13 protein-coding genes are annotated in these 12,988 nt (G+C 66.4%); 3 read left to right on the top strand and 10 right to left on the bottom strand.

The window, feature by feature from the left end; genetic code table 11:
• Nucleotides 1-81: 81 nt before the first annotated feature.
• Nucleotides 82-1,305 (top strand): AI-2E family transporter, encoded by a 1,224-nt coding sequence (locus QFZ30_RS03750; RefSeq protein WP_307073615.1) that lies wholly within the window; start codon nt 82-84, stop codon nt 1,303-1,305.
• A gap of 138 nt (nt 1,306-1,443) precedes the next feature.
• Here the strand turns inward: QFZ30_RS03750 and QFZ30_RS03745 are convergent, their stop codons facing one another.
• Nucleotides 1,444-1,980, bottom strand: coding sequence for a hypothetical protein (locus tag QFZ30_RS03745; protein WP_307073613.1), 537 nt, complete (start codon nt 1,978-1,980; stop codon nt 1,444-1,446).
• 151 nt (nt 1,981-2,131) lie between these two features.
• Between QFZ30_RS03745 and QFZ30_RS03740 the strand changes: the two genes are divergently transcribed.
• Both QFZ30_RS03740 and QFZ30_RS03735 read left to right on the top strand, forming a co-directional pair.
• Complete coding sequence (locus QFZ30_RS03740) at nt 2,132-2,422, top strand: hypothetical protein (protein ID WP_307073612.1); 291 nt, start codon at nt 2,132-2,134, stop codon at nt 2,420-2,422.
• Between the two features lie 106 nt (nt 2,423-2,528).
• Entirely contained in the window at nt 2,529-3,677 is a 1,149-nt protein-coding gene (locus tag QFZ30_RS03735) for an SRPBCC family protein (RefSeq protein ID WP_307073611.1), read from the top strand.
• A 97-nt stretch (nt 3,678-3,774) separates the two neighbouring features.
• Here the strand turns inward: QFZ30_RS03735 and QFZ30_RS03730 are convergent, their stop codons facing one another.
• The 9 genes from QFZ30_RS03730 to QFZ30_RS03690 all read right to left on the bottom strand — a co-directional run bounded on the left by QFZ30_RS03730 (nt 3,775) and on the right by QFZ30_RS03690 (nt 12,863).
• Nucleotides 3,775-5,241: an FAD-dependent oxidoreductase gene (locus tag QFZ30_RS03730; RefSeq protein ID WP_307073610.1), complete on the bottom strand. Its 1,467-nt coding sequence runs from the start codon at nt 5,239-5,241 to the stop codon at nt 3,775-3,777.
• Nucleotides 5,242-5,339: 98 nt separating this feature from the next.
• On the bottom strand, nt 5,340-6,635 hold the full coding sequence (gene cobA, locus QFZ30_RS03725; RefSeq protein WP_307073609.1) for a uroporphyrinogen-III C-methyltransferase: 1,296 nt from the start codon (nt 6,633-6,635) through the stop codon (nt 5,340-5,342).
• A gap of 205 nt (nt 6,636-6,840) precedes the next feature.
• Nucleotides 6,841-7,785 carry a PLP-dependent cysteine synthase family protein gene (locus QFZ30_RS03720; RefSeq protein WP_307073607.1) on the bottom strand — a complete coding sequence of 315 codons (945 nt, stop codon included), beginning with the start codon at nt 7,783-7,785 and terminating at the stop codon, nt 6,841-6,843.
• An 8-nt stretch (nt 7,786-7,793) separates the two neighbouring features.
• Nucleotides 7,794-8,159, bottom strand: a complete 366-nt coding sequence (locus QFZ30_RS03715) for a DNA alkylation repair protein (protein WP_307073605.1) — start codon at nt 8,157-8,159, stop codon at nt 7,794-7,796.
• A gap of 45 nt (nt 8,160-8,204) precedes the next feature.
• A complete protein-coding gene (locus QFZ30_RS03710) occupies nt 8,205-8,672 on the bottom strand; it encodes an SRPBCC family protein (RefSeq protein ID WP_307073603.1) in 468 nt (155 codons plus the stop codon).
• 39 nt (nt 8,673-8,711) lie between these two features.
• Nucleotides 8,712-9,662: an ABC transporter permease gene (locus QFZ30_RS03705; protein WP_307073601.1), complete on the bottom strand. Its 951-nt coding sequence runs from the start codon at nt 9,660-9,662 to the stop codon at nt 8,712-8,714.
• Nucleotides 9,652-10,377 carry an ABC transporter ATP-binding protein gene (locus tag QFZ30_RS03700; protein WP_307073599.1) on the bottom strand — a complete coding sequence of 242 codons (726 nt, stop codon included), beginning with the start codon at nt 10,375-10,377 and terminating at the stop codon, nt 9,652-9,654. The genes QFZ30_RS03705 and QFZ30_RS03700 overlap by 11 nt, the downstream gene beginning before the upstream one ends.
• A gap of 45 nt (nt 10,378-10,422) precedes the next feature.
• Nucleotides 10,423-11,553 (bottom strand): ABC transporter substrate-binding protein, encoded by a 1,131-nt coding sequence (locus tag QFZ30_RS03695; RefSeq protein WP_307080032.1) that lies wholly within the window; start codon nt 11,551-11,553, stop codon nt 10,423-10,425.
• Between the two features lie 143 nt (nt 11,554-11,696).
• On the bottom strand, nt 11,697-12,863 hold the full coding sequence (locus tag QFZ30_RS03690) for an RtcB family protein (RefSeq protein WP_307073597.1): 1,167 nt from the start codon (nt 12,861-12,863) through the stop codon (nt 11,697-11,699).
• Nucleotides 12,864-12,988 lie beyond the last annotated feature (125 nt).

The following is a 12,988-nucleotide window of genomic DNA, read 5'->3' as shown; positions in this document are numbered from 1 at the left end:
GTAGGCTTGCTATCTGATCCAGATAGTTGACCGTCGGGCGCCACCTGCGCCCGCGGTGCCCGCCGATGACGAGGAGTCCCCATGGCCCGAGCAGCAAAACTGTCCGAGCACGAACCTTCCGGTGAGCCGCCCGCCCCAGCCCCCGGGAAGTCCCCCGGTTCGCCGGCCGGTTCGCCAGCCGGTTCGCCGGCCGGGAAGCGGAACGGGCCAAAGCCGCCCGGCGCCCTGTGGGCCGACAGCCTTGGCCGGATAAGCATCCGCTCGGCCCAGATCCTGCTGATCCTGGGAGTGGCCGTGACCTCCGTCTACGCACTCATGCAGATCAAGCTCCTGGTTATTCCGGTCCTGATCGCGCTGATCCTTGCCGCCGCGATCGGCCCGTTCGTGAACCTGCTCCGGCGCCGTGGACTGCCCGGCGCCGCTGCCGCCAGCCTGGCTTTTGTAGCCTTGCTGATCCTGCTGGCCGGGATCTCCACGGTGATCTATTTCTCCGTCCGGAGCCAATGGAGCGACCTGGTGCAGCAGGCCTCCTCCGGCCTGGACCAGTTTGAACAGTTCCTGCTCACGGGACCTGTGCCCGTGGACCGCGAGCAGCTGGACCAGGCCAGGGAGGGGATCATCCAGTTCGCCACGAGCAGCCAGGTGCGCTCCGGCGCCATCACCGGACTGTCCGTAGTGACCGAGTTCCTGGCAGGGGCCGCCCTGATGGTGGTGATCCTGTTCTTCTTCCTCAAGGACGGCGCCAAGATCTGGAACTTCTTCCTCCGGCCCTTCAGCGGGAACCGCGAGGCAAAGCTCCGCCGGGCGGGCAGCCGGACCCTGGAGGTACTGGGAGGTTACGTCCGCGGAACCGCCGTGGTGGCCCTGGTGGACGCCGTCGCCATCGGCGCCGCGCTCCTGATCCTCCAGGTTCCGCTGGCCTTCCCGCTGGCCATCATCGTCTTTATGACCGCCTTCATCCCGCTGGTGGGAGCCACAGTTGCCGGCATCCTCGCCACCCTGGTGGCGTTGGTGGCCAACGGCCCGGTTGTGGCCCTCATCGTGGTGGCCGTGGTCATTGCCGTGAACCAGCTCGAGGGGGACCTCCTGCAACCCATCGTTATGGGCAAGTCGCTTCAGCTGCATGCCCTGGTGATCCTGATGGCGCTGACTGCCGGCACCATCCTGGCCGGCATCGTGGGCGCAGTGCTCTCCGTTCCCCTGGCCGCCGTAATCTGGGCAGTCATCCAGGTCTGGACGGCCGAGGATCCCAACTTGGAGCCCATGAATCCGGACCTGCCGCCGGCCAACAGCGAGCCCGTCTAGAACGACGGGGGCCTAAGACGACGGTGGCCCGGCACTTTGGTGCCGGGCCGCCGTCGAGCGTTGCCGCCTGTTACGGCTTCTGCCGCAAGTGCTTTGCCCTATCCTCCGGGCAGCACCCCTACTCCTCTGGGCAGTCCCCTACGACCTGAGGCCTGCGAACACGTTCTTGGGCCGCTGCATCTCACCATGCTTGGCGCCGAGGATAATCACCACAGCTGCGAAGACGGGGATGGTCCACTGCAGCATCTTGAGCTGCTCCTGCGCGGACTTCAGCTCCTCCGAGGCTTCCGGGTTGGGCTCCGTCGCGCCGCGTGCGCCCTGGTCCGCCAGCTTCTCCACTTTCTTGCCCAGAACGCCGGCGTAGAGCGTGACCGCGGCGCCGGCAACTGTCACGGCCGTCTTGACCGCGGTGTCCCGCGCCACGCCATCCTGCTTGGCGATGCGCCCTTTGTTCTCCCAGGCGATGGCGAGGTCTGCGACCAGGTGCGATGCGAAGGCCGCCGTCTGGATCGGCGCCCACTTCATCCATCCTGCGCTGGAGAGCCGCGTGCGTTCGGCCGGATCGCTGGCTTCAGCCGCCGCCCCGTTCAGGCCGATGGCACCCATCAGCGATCCACCGAACCACGCGGCGGCCGTCAGATCGTGCACGGACCGGGCAATGAGATTTCCTGCCATGATGTGTTTCCTAACGTTGAAGTGGTTCCGAGGTGCCGCTCGTGCGGTCTTCACCGTGTCCCATCAAGGTCATGGTGTAGCTATGGTAAGCACACTTACTAATGTTACGAAAGCCCGGTCTTTCCGCGGCCGTTGCGCGTAATATCGCTGCATGGAGAACACAGGGACTTTATTTGGCTGGGCATTCGGTGACGCCGACCGCGAAGACGACGGCAGGTACGTTGACTGGCTTCAGCGCGAAGCCCTGGATAACGCCCGGAAGACTGCAGAAGCTAAAGGACTCAAGGTAGAGGCAGGTTCCGAGGTCTATACCTTCCTGAACGCCAACGACACCCTGGTTGAGCACGATACCGCCCCGGACAGCCTGGTTGTCCGCTGCACCGTCAAGGTGGAGGGCCCGGGAGCCGGCAAGCTGCACGCCGAAGGCCCCATGAACGGGTAGCCATGTCGGACCGCGCGTCATACCGGCCACGTCGGACTGCCACGTCAGACCGGGGAATCCGCCGTCGTAGCCTGCTCTGCCAGGCCGATACCTGAGGAGGGAAGCCATGACGCAAGACCCCAACGGAGATCCCGCAGCGCCTGCCGCCGAACTCGGCGGCCGGGCGTTCGCAGCCCTCTTCCGGGCCCTCAAGGTGGTGCGTCCGGACCGGCCCATCCATCCGCACGGCATCCGCCTCGTGGGTGAGCTCACCCGAAGCGGGTTCAATGGCGCAGCCAGCGGCCTGGACTGGCTCGATTCTTCCGGGGTTGACCCTGTAGAGGCGCGCTTCTCCCGCTCGGCAGGATTGCCGCCGTCGGTCCCTGACATCCTGGGCCTCGCGCTCCGGATCGGCTCACCCGAAAAGGCCGCGGACGCGTTGTTCGCGTCCACCGGCTGGCGATTCCCTGCGAGGTTCATGCTCCTGCCCAAGCTCAATGTTGAAGCTGCCACGCTGACCACCCTGATGCCGTACAGGGGCCGGAAGGGTCCCGTGCTTCTGGGCCTGCGGACTCAGCAGGGCCGGCCTGCCGGCGACTGGGTCCTGGGGCTGTACTTCGCCGCACCGGCCGGGCACTGGATCAAGGCCGGGGAGCTTAGGCTGCGGCCAGCCCCTGAACCAGCGGATACAGCCATGCGCTTCAACCCGCTGCAACACCCGCTTCCGGACACCGGGACCTACCCCTGGACCCGGCGCCTGCGGGAACGGTCCTACCGGGCGGCACAGCGTCCGGCCGGCGCTGCAGCCCACTCCGCCCCGAACGAAAGGAAACCGATGTCAACAGTGACCAAGCTTTTCAATTCCCCCGCGGCGGATATCTGGAAGGTGATGGCCGACGGCTGGCTCTACTCCGGCTGGGTGGTGGGCGCGTCCCGGATCCGGGCCGTGGACGCCCAATGGCCCGAAGCGGGTTCCTGGCTCCACCATTCCGTGGGCGCCTGGCCGCTCGTCATCAACGACAGCACGCGAGTGACCGACGTCGATCCAGGACGGTCGCTGGAACTTGTCGCCCGCGGCTGGCCCATGGGTGAAGCCAAGGTGGTCATCAGGCTCGAGGACAGGGGCACCCAGTGCCTGGTCTCCATCGCCGAGGACGCCGTCCGCGGACCGGGGAAGATGGTGCCCAAAGTGCTGCGGGACGCCTTGATCGGCGTCCGAAACCGCGAGTCCCTCAACCGGCTGGAGCTGATGGCCGCCGGCGGCGCGGGACGCTAAGTCCCCCAAACCCAGCCCCCAAACCCGGCGCGAACTGGCAGCTAATGACCTCAAATCCGTGCGCAGGGGTCATTAGCTGCCAGTTCGCGTGTGTGCGTCAGACCTGGGCGGCTACCCCGTCGCGGGAAATAGCAACCATGTCCTCGCGCGGCACAACCTTGATGCGCTCACGCTTGACCTCAACACCGTGCGAACCGCCGGCGGCTGTGGCCTCGGCGCCCAGCGTAAGCTCGTGTGCGTCCAGGGCCAGCCAGCCTTCCCAGCTGGTGTACTGCACGCCGCGCCTCTCAAGGAGTTCGACGACGGCGCTGGCCGCGGGTGCCTCGGCAACCGGAAGGTTTTCGCGGTCTTCCAGCAGGTAGGTCACGGTTTCCAGGGCGTCGCCCTTGGTGTGGCCGATCAGGCCGACGGGTCCGCGCTTGATCCAGCCGGTGGCGTAGATGCCCGGCACGTGGGTGCCGGAGGCATCCAGGACGCGGCCGCCGTCGTTCGGGACCACGCCCTTCTTGTGGTCGAATTCGATCTCCGGCAGGGCCGAACCGAAGTAGCCGATGGCACGGTAGACGGCCTGCACCGGGTAGTCCACAAACTCGCCGGTGCCGCGGGCGTTGCCCGTGCCGTCCAGCTCGGTGCGCTCGAACTTCATGCCGGCAACGCGGCCGGGGGCCTCGGCGTCGTCGTAGATTTCCACCGGGCTGTGCAGGAAGTGCAGGTGCAGGCGGCGGGAGGCTGTGAGCTCGGAGAGGTCTTCGGGCTGCTCAGCGATCCAGTTCGTGAGCGTGCCCACCATGGTCTTGACCTGGTTGTTGCTCTGGATCAGGCGGTCCGATTCCTCGTCGAACTCGAAGTCCTCAGCGTAGAGGATGATGTCCACGTCCTTGGAGTGGGACAGCTCGCGCAGCTCCAGCGGGGTGAACTTCACCTGGGCCGGGCCGCGGCGGCCGAACACGTGCACGTCGGTAACGGGCGAGTTCTTCAGGCCGGCGTAGACGTTGTCCGGGATTTCGGAGACCAGGAGATCGTCGGCGTGCTTGGACAGGACGCGGGCCACATCCAGTGCCACGTTGCCATTGCCGATCACGGCGATTTCCTTGGCGTCCAGCGGCCATTCGCGGGAGACGTCCGGGTGGCCGTCGTACCAGGAGACAAAGTCCGCGCCGCCGTAGGAACCGTCCAGTTCGATGCCGGGGATGTTCAGGTCCGCGTCCTTGATGGCGCCGGTGGCGAAGATGACGGCGTCGTAGTGGGTGCGCAGGTCCTCGATGGAGAGGTCCGTGCCGTAGTCAACGTTGCCGAAGAAGCGGATGTCGCCGCGGTCCAGGACCTTGTGCAGGGCGTTGACGATGCCCTTGATGCGGGGGTGGTCCGGCGCAACGCCGTAGCGGATCAGGCCGTAGGGTGCCGGGTAACGGTCAAAGAGGTCGATGCTCACGGTCAGCTCGCCGCTCTTGACGGCCTCGCTCTTGGTGAGGATGTCCGCGGCGTAGACGCCGGCCGGGCCGGAGCCCACGACGGCGACGCGCAGCGGGCGTTCGGCAGATCCTACGGAGGTGCTTGATGACACGGCTGTGTTCCTTTTCTTCGGTCCCGCCCAACTGACTCGCACTTAACGTCGTGAAATCGACTTTTCAGTGCGTTATCTGCGAGTCAGTTGGGTGAGGGCTAGGTGGTGAGGACCCGGGCGGTTCTCGACGTGGTTCGGGGGCTTGCGGTGGTGCGGGGCTTGTTCGGGGTGGTGGTGCCGTAGTCGGCGGTTTTGAAGTGCGACGGCGCGAAGGGGCTCACGCGCACCACGTCACCGATGACGATCACTGCGGGGTTTGCGACGCCGGTGGCTGCCGCCTGGTCGGCGATGGAACCGAGCGTGCCGATCGTCACGCGCTGATTCGGCAGATAGCCGTTCTCAACGATGCCAACTGGAGTGTCCTGAGGCAAACCGGCACCGGCCAGGGCCGCGGCGGATTCGCGCAACTGGCCCACACCCATGAGCAGCACAATGGTGTGGTCCGCCCGGGCCGGAACCTCGGACAGCTCCTCGTGGCCAGTGACCACGCTGAAGCCCTTGGCAAGGCCGCGGTGGGTCACCGGGATGCCGGCGGCTGCAGGAACGGAAATCGCGGAGGTCACGCCGGAGACCACTTCAACCTCGACGCCGTGCTGCCGGCAGTATTCGGCTTCCTCGCCGCCGCGGCCCAGGACGTAGGGATCGCCGCCTTTGAGCCGGACCACCCGGTGTCCGGCCAGGGCTTCCTCGACCAGTATCCGGTTGATGTCGGCCTGCGGTACGGGATGGTGGCCGGGGGTCTTGCCCACCTCGATGACGCGGACGTCAGGGGCCAGTTCATGGAGCAGTTCGCGCGGGCCCAGCCGGTCTGCCACCACAACGTCGGCCTGGCCCAGGAGTCGGCGGCCGCGGACGGTGATCAGGCCGGTGTCGCCCGGGCCGCCGCCCACCAGGGCAACGGAGCCCCGGTGAGCCCGACGGCGGCGCAGCGGAAGGTCGCCGGTCTCCAAGGCAGTGGCGACGGCGTCACGCAGGGCCATGGCACGGCGCGGGTCACCGCCTGCATTGACGGCAATCTTCACGTCGTCCACCACGGCGACGGCGGGGGTCCAGGCGGCTGAGGCTTCATGGTCGGAGGCGTTGACGCACCAGACGCGCTGCGCCTCGGCGTCGGCCGAAACCTGGGCGTCCACCGCGGAATCGCCGGTGGCCGTCTGGACGAACCAGACGCCGTCGACGTCGGAGGGAAGGTAGGGGCGGGGCTCCCAGGTGAGCAGGCCGGCGTCGGCAAGTTCGCGGAGCGCAGCGGAGGCAACCGGAGCCACGACGGTGACCCGGGCACCGGCGTCGAGCAGGCCCTTGGCGCGGCGGGCAGCCACGGGGCCACCGCCCACCACCAGCACGGGGCGGCCCAACAACCGCAGTGCTGTGGGGTAGATATCCTGAATTGCCATAGATCGACGATAGGGCCGCGTCACATTCCCCAACAACGGCGGCGGAAACACCAGTTCACGTAAGGTAACGCGGCGTAACTTAGGCCGGGCCCCTCACGCGCCGCGGGGTGACCAAACATCCTGTTTCGTTCCCCGGCTAGGCCTCGGCCAGTGCCAACATTCCAGGTTAATTCCTCGTTCCGGCAGCGATGCGAGTCCCGGCCAGCTAGTGCCCGTATAGACCGGTGCTGAGGTAGCGAAAGCCGGAGTCGACCATGAGGGTGACAACGGTTGCGTCTGGCCCGAGCTGTTCGGCCACGCGCAGCGCGGCCACGACATTTCCTCCGGAGGAGGTGCCGGCGAAGATGCCTTCCTCGCGGGCAAGCCGCCGGCTCATCGCCATCGCTTCGTCGGATGAGACCTGTTCAATCGCATCAACTTCCTCGGGCTCCCAAAGCGGGGGAATGAAGCCGATACCGGTCCCCTCAATCCGGTGGGAGCCTGTCGGGCCCCCGGAGAGTACGGCAGACTCGGCCGGCTCGACGGCGACGACCCGCAGCCCGGGAAGGTGGACGCGGAGGGCACGCGCTGTGCCGTGGATCGAGTGGGCCGTGCCGACGAACTGGACAAAAGCATCTACGCGGCCGTACGACTGTTGCCAGATTTCTTGGCCCAACGTCAGGTAACCCGTCACGGCGTCGCGGTTGTTGAGCTGGTCGCAGGCCCAATGGCGTGGCTGCGCGCTCAGTTCAGCCGCACGGGCGATCATCGCCTTGATCAGCCGCTCCGTGATTCGTCCGTGGTCGCTAGGCACGTCCTCGACCTTTGCCCCCAGCGCCTCCATGGTGCGGCGTTTCTCGTCACTGAACGCGTCCGAAAAAACTACATGGAGCCCGTAGCCCTTGGCTGCGCAGACCAGTGCGAGCGAGATGCCCGTTGTCCCGGCGGTGTATTCGACGACCGTATCGCCAGGGGCCAGATCACCGCGGGCTTCGGCTCCCCTGATCGCCGCCACGGCCATCCGGTCCTTCATGCTCCCGGTGGGGTTCGCGAACTCAATCTTGGCAAGCACCCTGGCCGATCCCGCCGGTACCACTTTGCGCAGCTCGATCAGCGGCGTAGAACCGATCCCCGCCAGAACGCCACTGCCTGCCCCCACCGCCCGTTCCATGGTCTTCCTCACATCGCGCAATGCCTGCCCGGATGACTCCGGATAAGTCCCAAGATATACCTCTCAGGACAGAGAGCCGCGGGCGCGTCAAGGAATTCCAGCAGCCGTGGCCGGTCGCTCCGGCCGGCGTCACGGAGCCAACCACCCGTGGCCTTGTGGATCAGGTCCTCTGTGTCGTCGAGGAGCAACTCCGCGATGGCAAATGTATCTTTCACCTCGCCGGTCCGCAGGAACCACGATGTCGCCACGATGGCCGTGCGCCGCTCCCACATGTTGGCTGAGCGGGCCAGGCCGTAGAGGACGTCGCGGGGTTTGTCGACGAGCCAGCCGCCAACAACCCGCGAGGCTGTCGGAGTCGCTTCTGCTGGCGGCATAGCTGAATCATGACGCCGGGAAGTCTCAGTGTCTACAGCCCCGGGCTACAGCCAGGGGGCCTGGTCGCCAGGCAGTCCGGCCAGGAACCGGCCGCGGTCCGCGATGAGGCGCTGCAGGTAACCGCGGAGGATCAGCCGCTCAGCGAGGCGCCCCAGAATGCCGAATGGCGCTTTGAACTCGACGCGGTCCGTCATGATGCTGCCAGTCTCAGTGGCTTGGAACTCGTGGACGTGGCGAAAGAGCTTGAACGGGCCCCTGACCTGCTCATCCGTGAAGCTGGCGGGAAACTCCAGCGCTGTGATGCGGCTGGTCATGGTCAGCGGAACGCCGAAGTGCCGGGCCCGCCAGGTCACTTCCTGGCCTTCATCGATCAGCCCGGACATGACTCCCGCAATGGCTCGCTCCCCCGCACCCCGCTGCGAGTCCACGTGGGCGTCAACGCTGCGGGCGAGGTCGAAGAGGCGCTCCGGTGGCAGGGCGGACTCGGTGCGGCACACGAAGCTGACGGTCATGGCGTCAGTCTGCCAGACCCACGGCTCCGGCCGGTGCGGCTAGCGGGTGCTGCCTGAAAGTAGCCCACGGCTGCGGAGGAGGCGCTTTTCGATCGGCGCGAAGACCAGCAGTTCGATCAGGATGCCGACGGCGAGGATCAGCAGGATTGCCGACATCACCACGGTCATGTCGGAAAGGATCCGGCCCTGGTCCAGCAGTGAACCCAGGCCGAAGCCGATAGTGCCGCCCACCGCGATGATTTCCGCAGCCATCAGGGACCGCCAGGAGAATGCCCACCCCTGCTTGAGTCCGCTGAGGTAGCCGGGAAGCGCCGCGGGAAGGACAATCTGCAGCGCCATCTCAAGCCGTGACGCACCCAGGACGGTGCCCACCCTGCGGTACTGCGGCGGGATCTGGTCCACACCGGAGATCAGGCCATTGATGATGGACGGGATGGCGCCCATAAACACCACGAAGTACACGGTGGCATCGGTGAGGCCGAACCAGATGATGGCCGCCGGCACCCACGCCACGGACGGCAGCACCTGCAGCCCCGAAATGAGCGGTCCGAAGGCACGGCGCAGCGGAGCCACCTGAGCCAGCAGAAGACCCACCGGAGTGGCAATGGCAACACTGATCAGGAACCCTACGATTCCGCGTTGCAGCGACGTCCACACCGCTTCCTGGAGCTTTCCCTCGCCCCAGAGCACGCCGACCTGGCCCAGGACGTCGAGCGGGCCGGGGACCAGGTCACGCCGCTTCACGCCGAGCGACACGTAGAACTGCCAGGCGAGGACGAGGACCACCAGGGCAGCCACCGGAAGCAGCACGCGGCTCCAGCCGATCCGGTGCCTGCGCGCGGCGTCGGACTGCAGGGAATCAAGCCCGGATTCCAGCTCGCGGAGGTCCTCCGAACCGGTGGAGGACCGGGTGAGGGCCGCTGTGATGTGCCGGGTTTCGGTGGGCTCTGCCTCAGGGGCCTCAGCGGGCGGGGCGGGGTTACTTGGCATGGCGGCGAATCTCCTCCCGCAGCCGGGCGGTGATGACCCCGGTCAGCTGTCCGGCAAGTCCGGCGTCGGTTCGGTGTTCCTCGGTGACGGCCCATTCCTGGACCACCCGGCCGGGGCGGGAGGACAGCAGGAGCACGCGCTGTCCCAGCCGCACGGCCTCACGGACGTTGTGCGTAACAAAAACGATGGTGCGTCCGGTTTCCTTCCAGATGCGTTCCAGCTCGTCATGGAGGAGGTCGCGGGTGATGGCGTCAAGGGCGGCGAACGGCTCGTCCATCAGCAGCAGCTGCCGGTCCTGGGCCAGCGAACGTGCCAGGGCCACGCGCTGGCGCATTCCGCCGGACAGCTCGTGCGGGCGCTTGTCCCCCGCGCCGCCCAGGTGTACCAGGTCCAGGAGTTCATTGGCCTTGACGCGCCGCTGGGACTTGCCGACGCCGCGCAGCTTCAGGGCCAGCTCGATGTTCTCCCGGGCCGTGAGCCAGGGGAACAGGGCGGCGTCCTGGAACATAAAGGCGGCGCCGTCGCTGGGTACTTCAAGAGCGCCCGACGTCGGGACCTCCAGTCCCGCCATGATGTTCAGCAGGGTGGATTTGCCGCAGCCGGAGGCACCGAGGAGGGCGACGAACTCGCCTTTTTCGATGTTGGCGTTGACGTCGTCCAGCACCGGGGCGCCGTCGCCGAAGCGCTTGCCCAGGTTTTCCAGTACGACTGGCATGGTCCCGTCCTTCGATTGGTGGTGGATGGATTCGTAAAGCTGCGGTTAGTCCTGGCCGAGCCCTGCGGCGGAGATGGACTCGCCTGCGACTTCGTTGAGCGCCCGGAGGTCGAAGAGGCCGTTGATGTCTGCCTGCTTGGTGGTTCCGGCTTCCACCCCGTCCTTCAGCAGCTTGGGGTAGGTACCTGCCAGCGGATCCACGGTGAACACGATGTTCTTCAGGGACCTGTCGATGACGTCCGCCGGGAGGGCCGCGCCGGCGGATTCCTGCAGCGCGGTGTTGATGACTGCTGTCTTCTCGGCGGCGGGCGCCTCATTGAGCCAGGCCACCGACTCTGTGTGGCCCTTGAGGAGCGCCTTGACCGTGTCCGGGTGCGCTGCGGCGAACTTCTTGTTCACGATCAGGATGGTGGTGGGGAATTCGCCCGGTTTGCCGGAGCCCGAGCCGTCCCACAGGTCCTTCTCGTCCACCAGGACCTTGGCTCCGGCCTGGAGCACCAGGCGGGAGGCCCAGGGCTCGGGCAACCACGCGCCGTCGAGCTTTCCGTCCTGGAACAGCTTCAGGGCCTGGGCATTCTCGGTGGGGTTGATGGCGACGTCGCCGCTGCCGTCCACATTGGTCTTGTACCCCTGCGTGCCAAGCCAGGCGCGCAAGGCCACATCCTGGGTCCCGCCGAGCTGCGGGGAGGCGAGCGTCTTGCCCTTCAGGTCCGCCGCGGAGCTGATTCCCGGCCGGACCACCAGCTGCGCACCGCCCGCAGCAGCACCGGCGATGACGCTGACCGATTCGCCCTGGCTCTTGACGAAGGAATTGATGGCCGGGTTGGGCCCGATGTACGCGGCGTCGATGGCACCGGCATTTAGGGCCTCGATCGCGGCGGGCCCGGCGTTAAACGTCTCGGTGCTGAGCTTGGTGCTGCCCAGGTTCTTTTCGAAGAAGCCCTGGTTGAGGCCCACGAGGGCGGGGGCGTGGGTGAGGTTTCCGAAGTAGCCCAGTTTCAGTTCAGCCGCTGGAGTGGGCGACGGTGCTGCCGCCTGCGCTTCCGTATTACGGGAAACGGTGGAAGCCACCACTGCGCCCACGGCGATCAGGAGGACGAGTCCGATGGCCAGGGCTGCCTCGATGGCACGCTTGCGCTTGGGCACCGCGCTTTCGCCTGCCACGATGCGGGTCATCCCGGGCTTGGAACTAGTCATGCTTTCACCATAGGGAGTGTCGTAAACCCGGTTCAATGAAGCGGAAACGGGGGGTCACGCGCGTTCATCTGGCGTCACATTCGCTTCCGGGCGAACGGGCAGGCTTCGGGCGAACGGGCGGTTCAGTTGCCCTTGACGTTGACCAGCTGGCGCAACTTGTGACGGACCTTGACCAGGTCCTCCGCATCGCGCATGACCTGGTCGATCGGCTTGTACGCGGCCGGAATCTCGTCGATGAACGCTTCCGAGGCGTGGAACTCAATCCCGTGCATGGCTTCTTTCAGTTCCGCCAGCGAGAATGTCTTGCGCGCGGCCGTGCGGGAATATTCGCGGCCGGCGCCATGCGGGGAGGAATTCAGCGCAACCGGGTTGCCGAGGCCTTCCACCACGTACGACGCCGTCCCCATGGATCCGGGGATAAGTCCTGGATCGCCCTGCTCGGCTTTGATGGCTCCCTTGCGCGACACCCACACGGTCTTGCCGTAATGGGTTTCCTGCCGGGTGAAGTTGTGGTGGCAGTTGATCCGTTCCCTTTCCTGCACCCGGCCGCCCACCCAGTTGCCGAACTGGGTGATGACGCGGTCCATCATTTCCTCGCGGTTCAGCAGGGCGAAGTGCTGGGCCCAGCGCAGCTCCTCGATGTACCGGCTGAATTCGTGGGTCCCCTCCTCCAGGTACGCGAGGTCCGCATCCGGCAGCCTGATCCCCTTCTTCTCGATGACCCGCCGGGCCACCCCGATGTGGTGTTGGGCGATCTTGTTGCCCACTCCCCGTGATCCGGAATGCAGGAACAGCCAGACGGCGTCCGACTCATCCGCACACACCTCGATGAAATGGTTGCCCGAACCGAGGGAGCCCAGTTGCAGTTCCCACTTGGCGACATACTGTGCAGGATTGAAGCCTGCCTTCGCCGCCAGCCTCTTCAGCTCGGCAATGCGCGGTTCGGCCGTGGCCAGGACTTTCCTGTTGTTGTGGCCGGCAGACAATGGGATGGCCCGCTCTATGTCTTCGCGCAGCCGCTTCCTGTCCCGGGGCAGATCCTTCAGTGAGTACTGGGTTCGAACGGCGATCATGCCGCACCCGATGTCCACTCCCACGGCGGCCGGAATGACGGCGCGTACGGTGGGAATCACCGACCCCACCGTGGCGCCTATGCCAAGGTGCGCGTCCGGCATGAGCGCCAGGTGCGGATAGATGAACGGCAGCCGGGACGTTGCCAGCGCCTGCTCACGCGTCTTGTCGTCCAGGATCGAGGCCCAGTTGATGAGCCGGCTGTTGATGCGTTCCATGCGCGGCCTCCTACTGACGATAATGGTGCGCCGGTCGCAAGGTGGCAAGGCTAGCCGGGGCCCCAGGAACGGCTCTGCCCCGCATGAACGGTGTGTGGCAACACCGTTCATGCGGGGCAGGGCAG

The sequence above is a fragment of the Arthrobacter pascens genome, from assembly GCF_030815585.1.
GTDB classification, from domain to species: Bacteria; Actinomycetota; Actinomycetes; order Actinomycetales; family Micrococcaceae; genus Arthrobacter; species Arthrobacter pascens_A.
This window is presented reverse-complemented; position numbering and strand designations above follow the sequence as displayed.

Bases quoted from the DNA above. Each gene is read 5' to 3' on its own strand.
- QFZ30_RS03715 (WP_307073605.1), bottom strand. From the start codon at position 8,159: ATGCCGCCAGCAGAAGCGACTCCGACAGCCTCGCGGGTTGTTGGCGGC.
- QFZ30_RS03705 (WP_307073601.1), bottom strand. From the start codon at position 9,662: ATGCCAAGTAACCCCGCCCCGCCCGCTGAGGCCCCTGAGGCAGAGCCC.
- cobA (WP_307073609.1), bottom strand. From the start codon at position 6,635: ATGGCAATTCAGGATATCTACCCCACAGCACTGCGGTTGTTGGGCCGC.
- QFZ30_RS03710 (WP_307073603.1), bottom strand. From the start codon at position 8,672: ATGACCGTCAGCTTCGTGTGCCGCACCGAGTCCGCCCTGCCACCGGAG.
- QFZ30_RS03750 (WP_307073615.1), top strand. From the start codon at position 82: ATGGCCCGAGCAGCAAAACTGTCCGAGCACGAACCTTCCGGTGAGCCG.
- QFZ30_RS03740 (WP_307073612.1), top strand. From the start codon at position 2,132: ATGGAGAACACAGGGACTTTATTTGGCTGGGCATTCGGTGACGCCGAC.
- QFZ30_RS03745 (WP_307073613.1), bottom strand. From the start codon at position 1,980: ATGGCAGGAAATCTCATTGCCCGGTCCGTGCACGATCTGACGGCCGCC.
- QFZ30_RS03695 (WP_307080032.1), bottom strand. From the start codon at position 11,553: ATGACCCGCATCGTGGCAGGCGAAAGCGCGGTGCCCAAGCGCAAGCGT.
- QFZ30_RS03700 (WP_307073599.1), bottom strand. From the start codon at position 10,377: ATGCCAGTCGTACTGGAAAACCTGGGCAAGCGCTTCGGCGACGGCGCC.
- QFZ30_RS03720 (WP_307073607.1), bottom strand. From the start codon at position 7,785: ATGGAACGGGCGGTGGGGGCAGGCAGTGGCGTTCTGGCGGGGATCGGT.
- QFZ30_RS03735 (WP_307073611.1), top strand. From the start codon at position 2,529: ATGACGCAAGACCCCAACGGAGATCCCGCAGCGCCTGCCGCCGAACTC.
- QFZ30_RS03690 (WP_307073597.1), bottom strand. From the start codon at position 12,863: ATGGAACGCATCAACAGCCGGCTCATCAACTGGGCCTCGATCCTGGAC.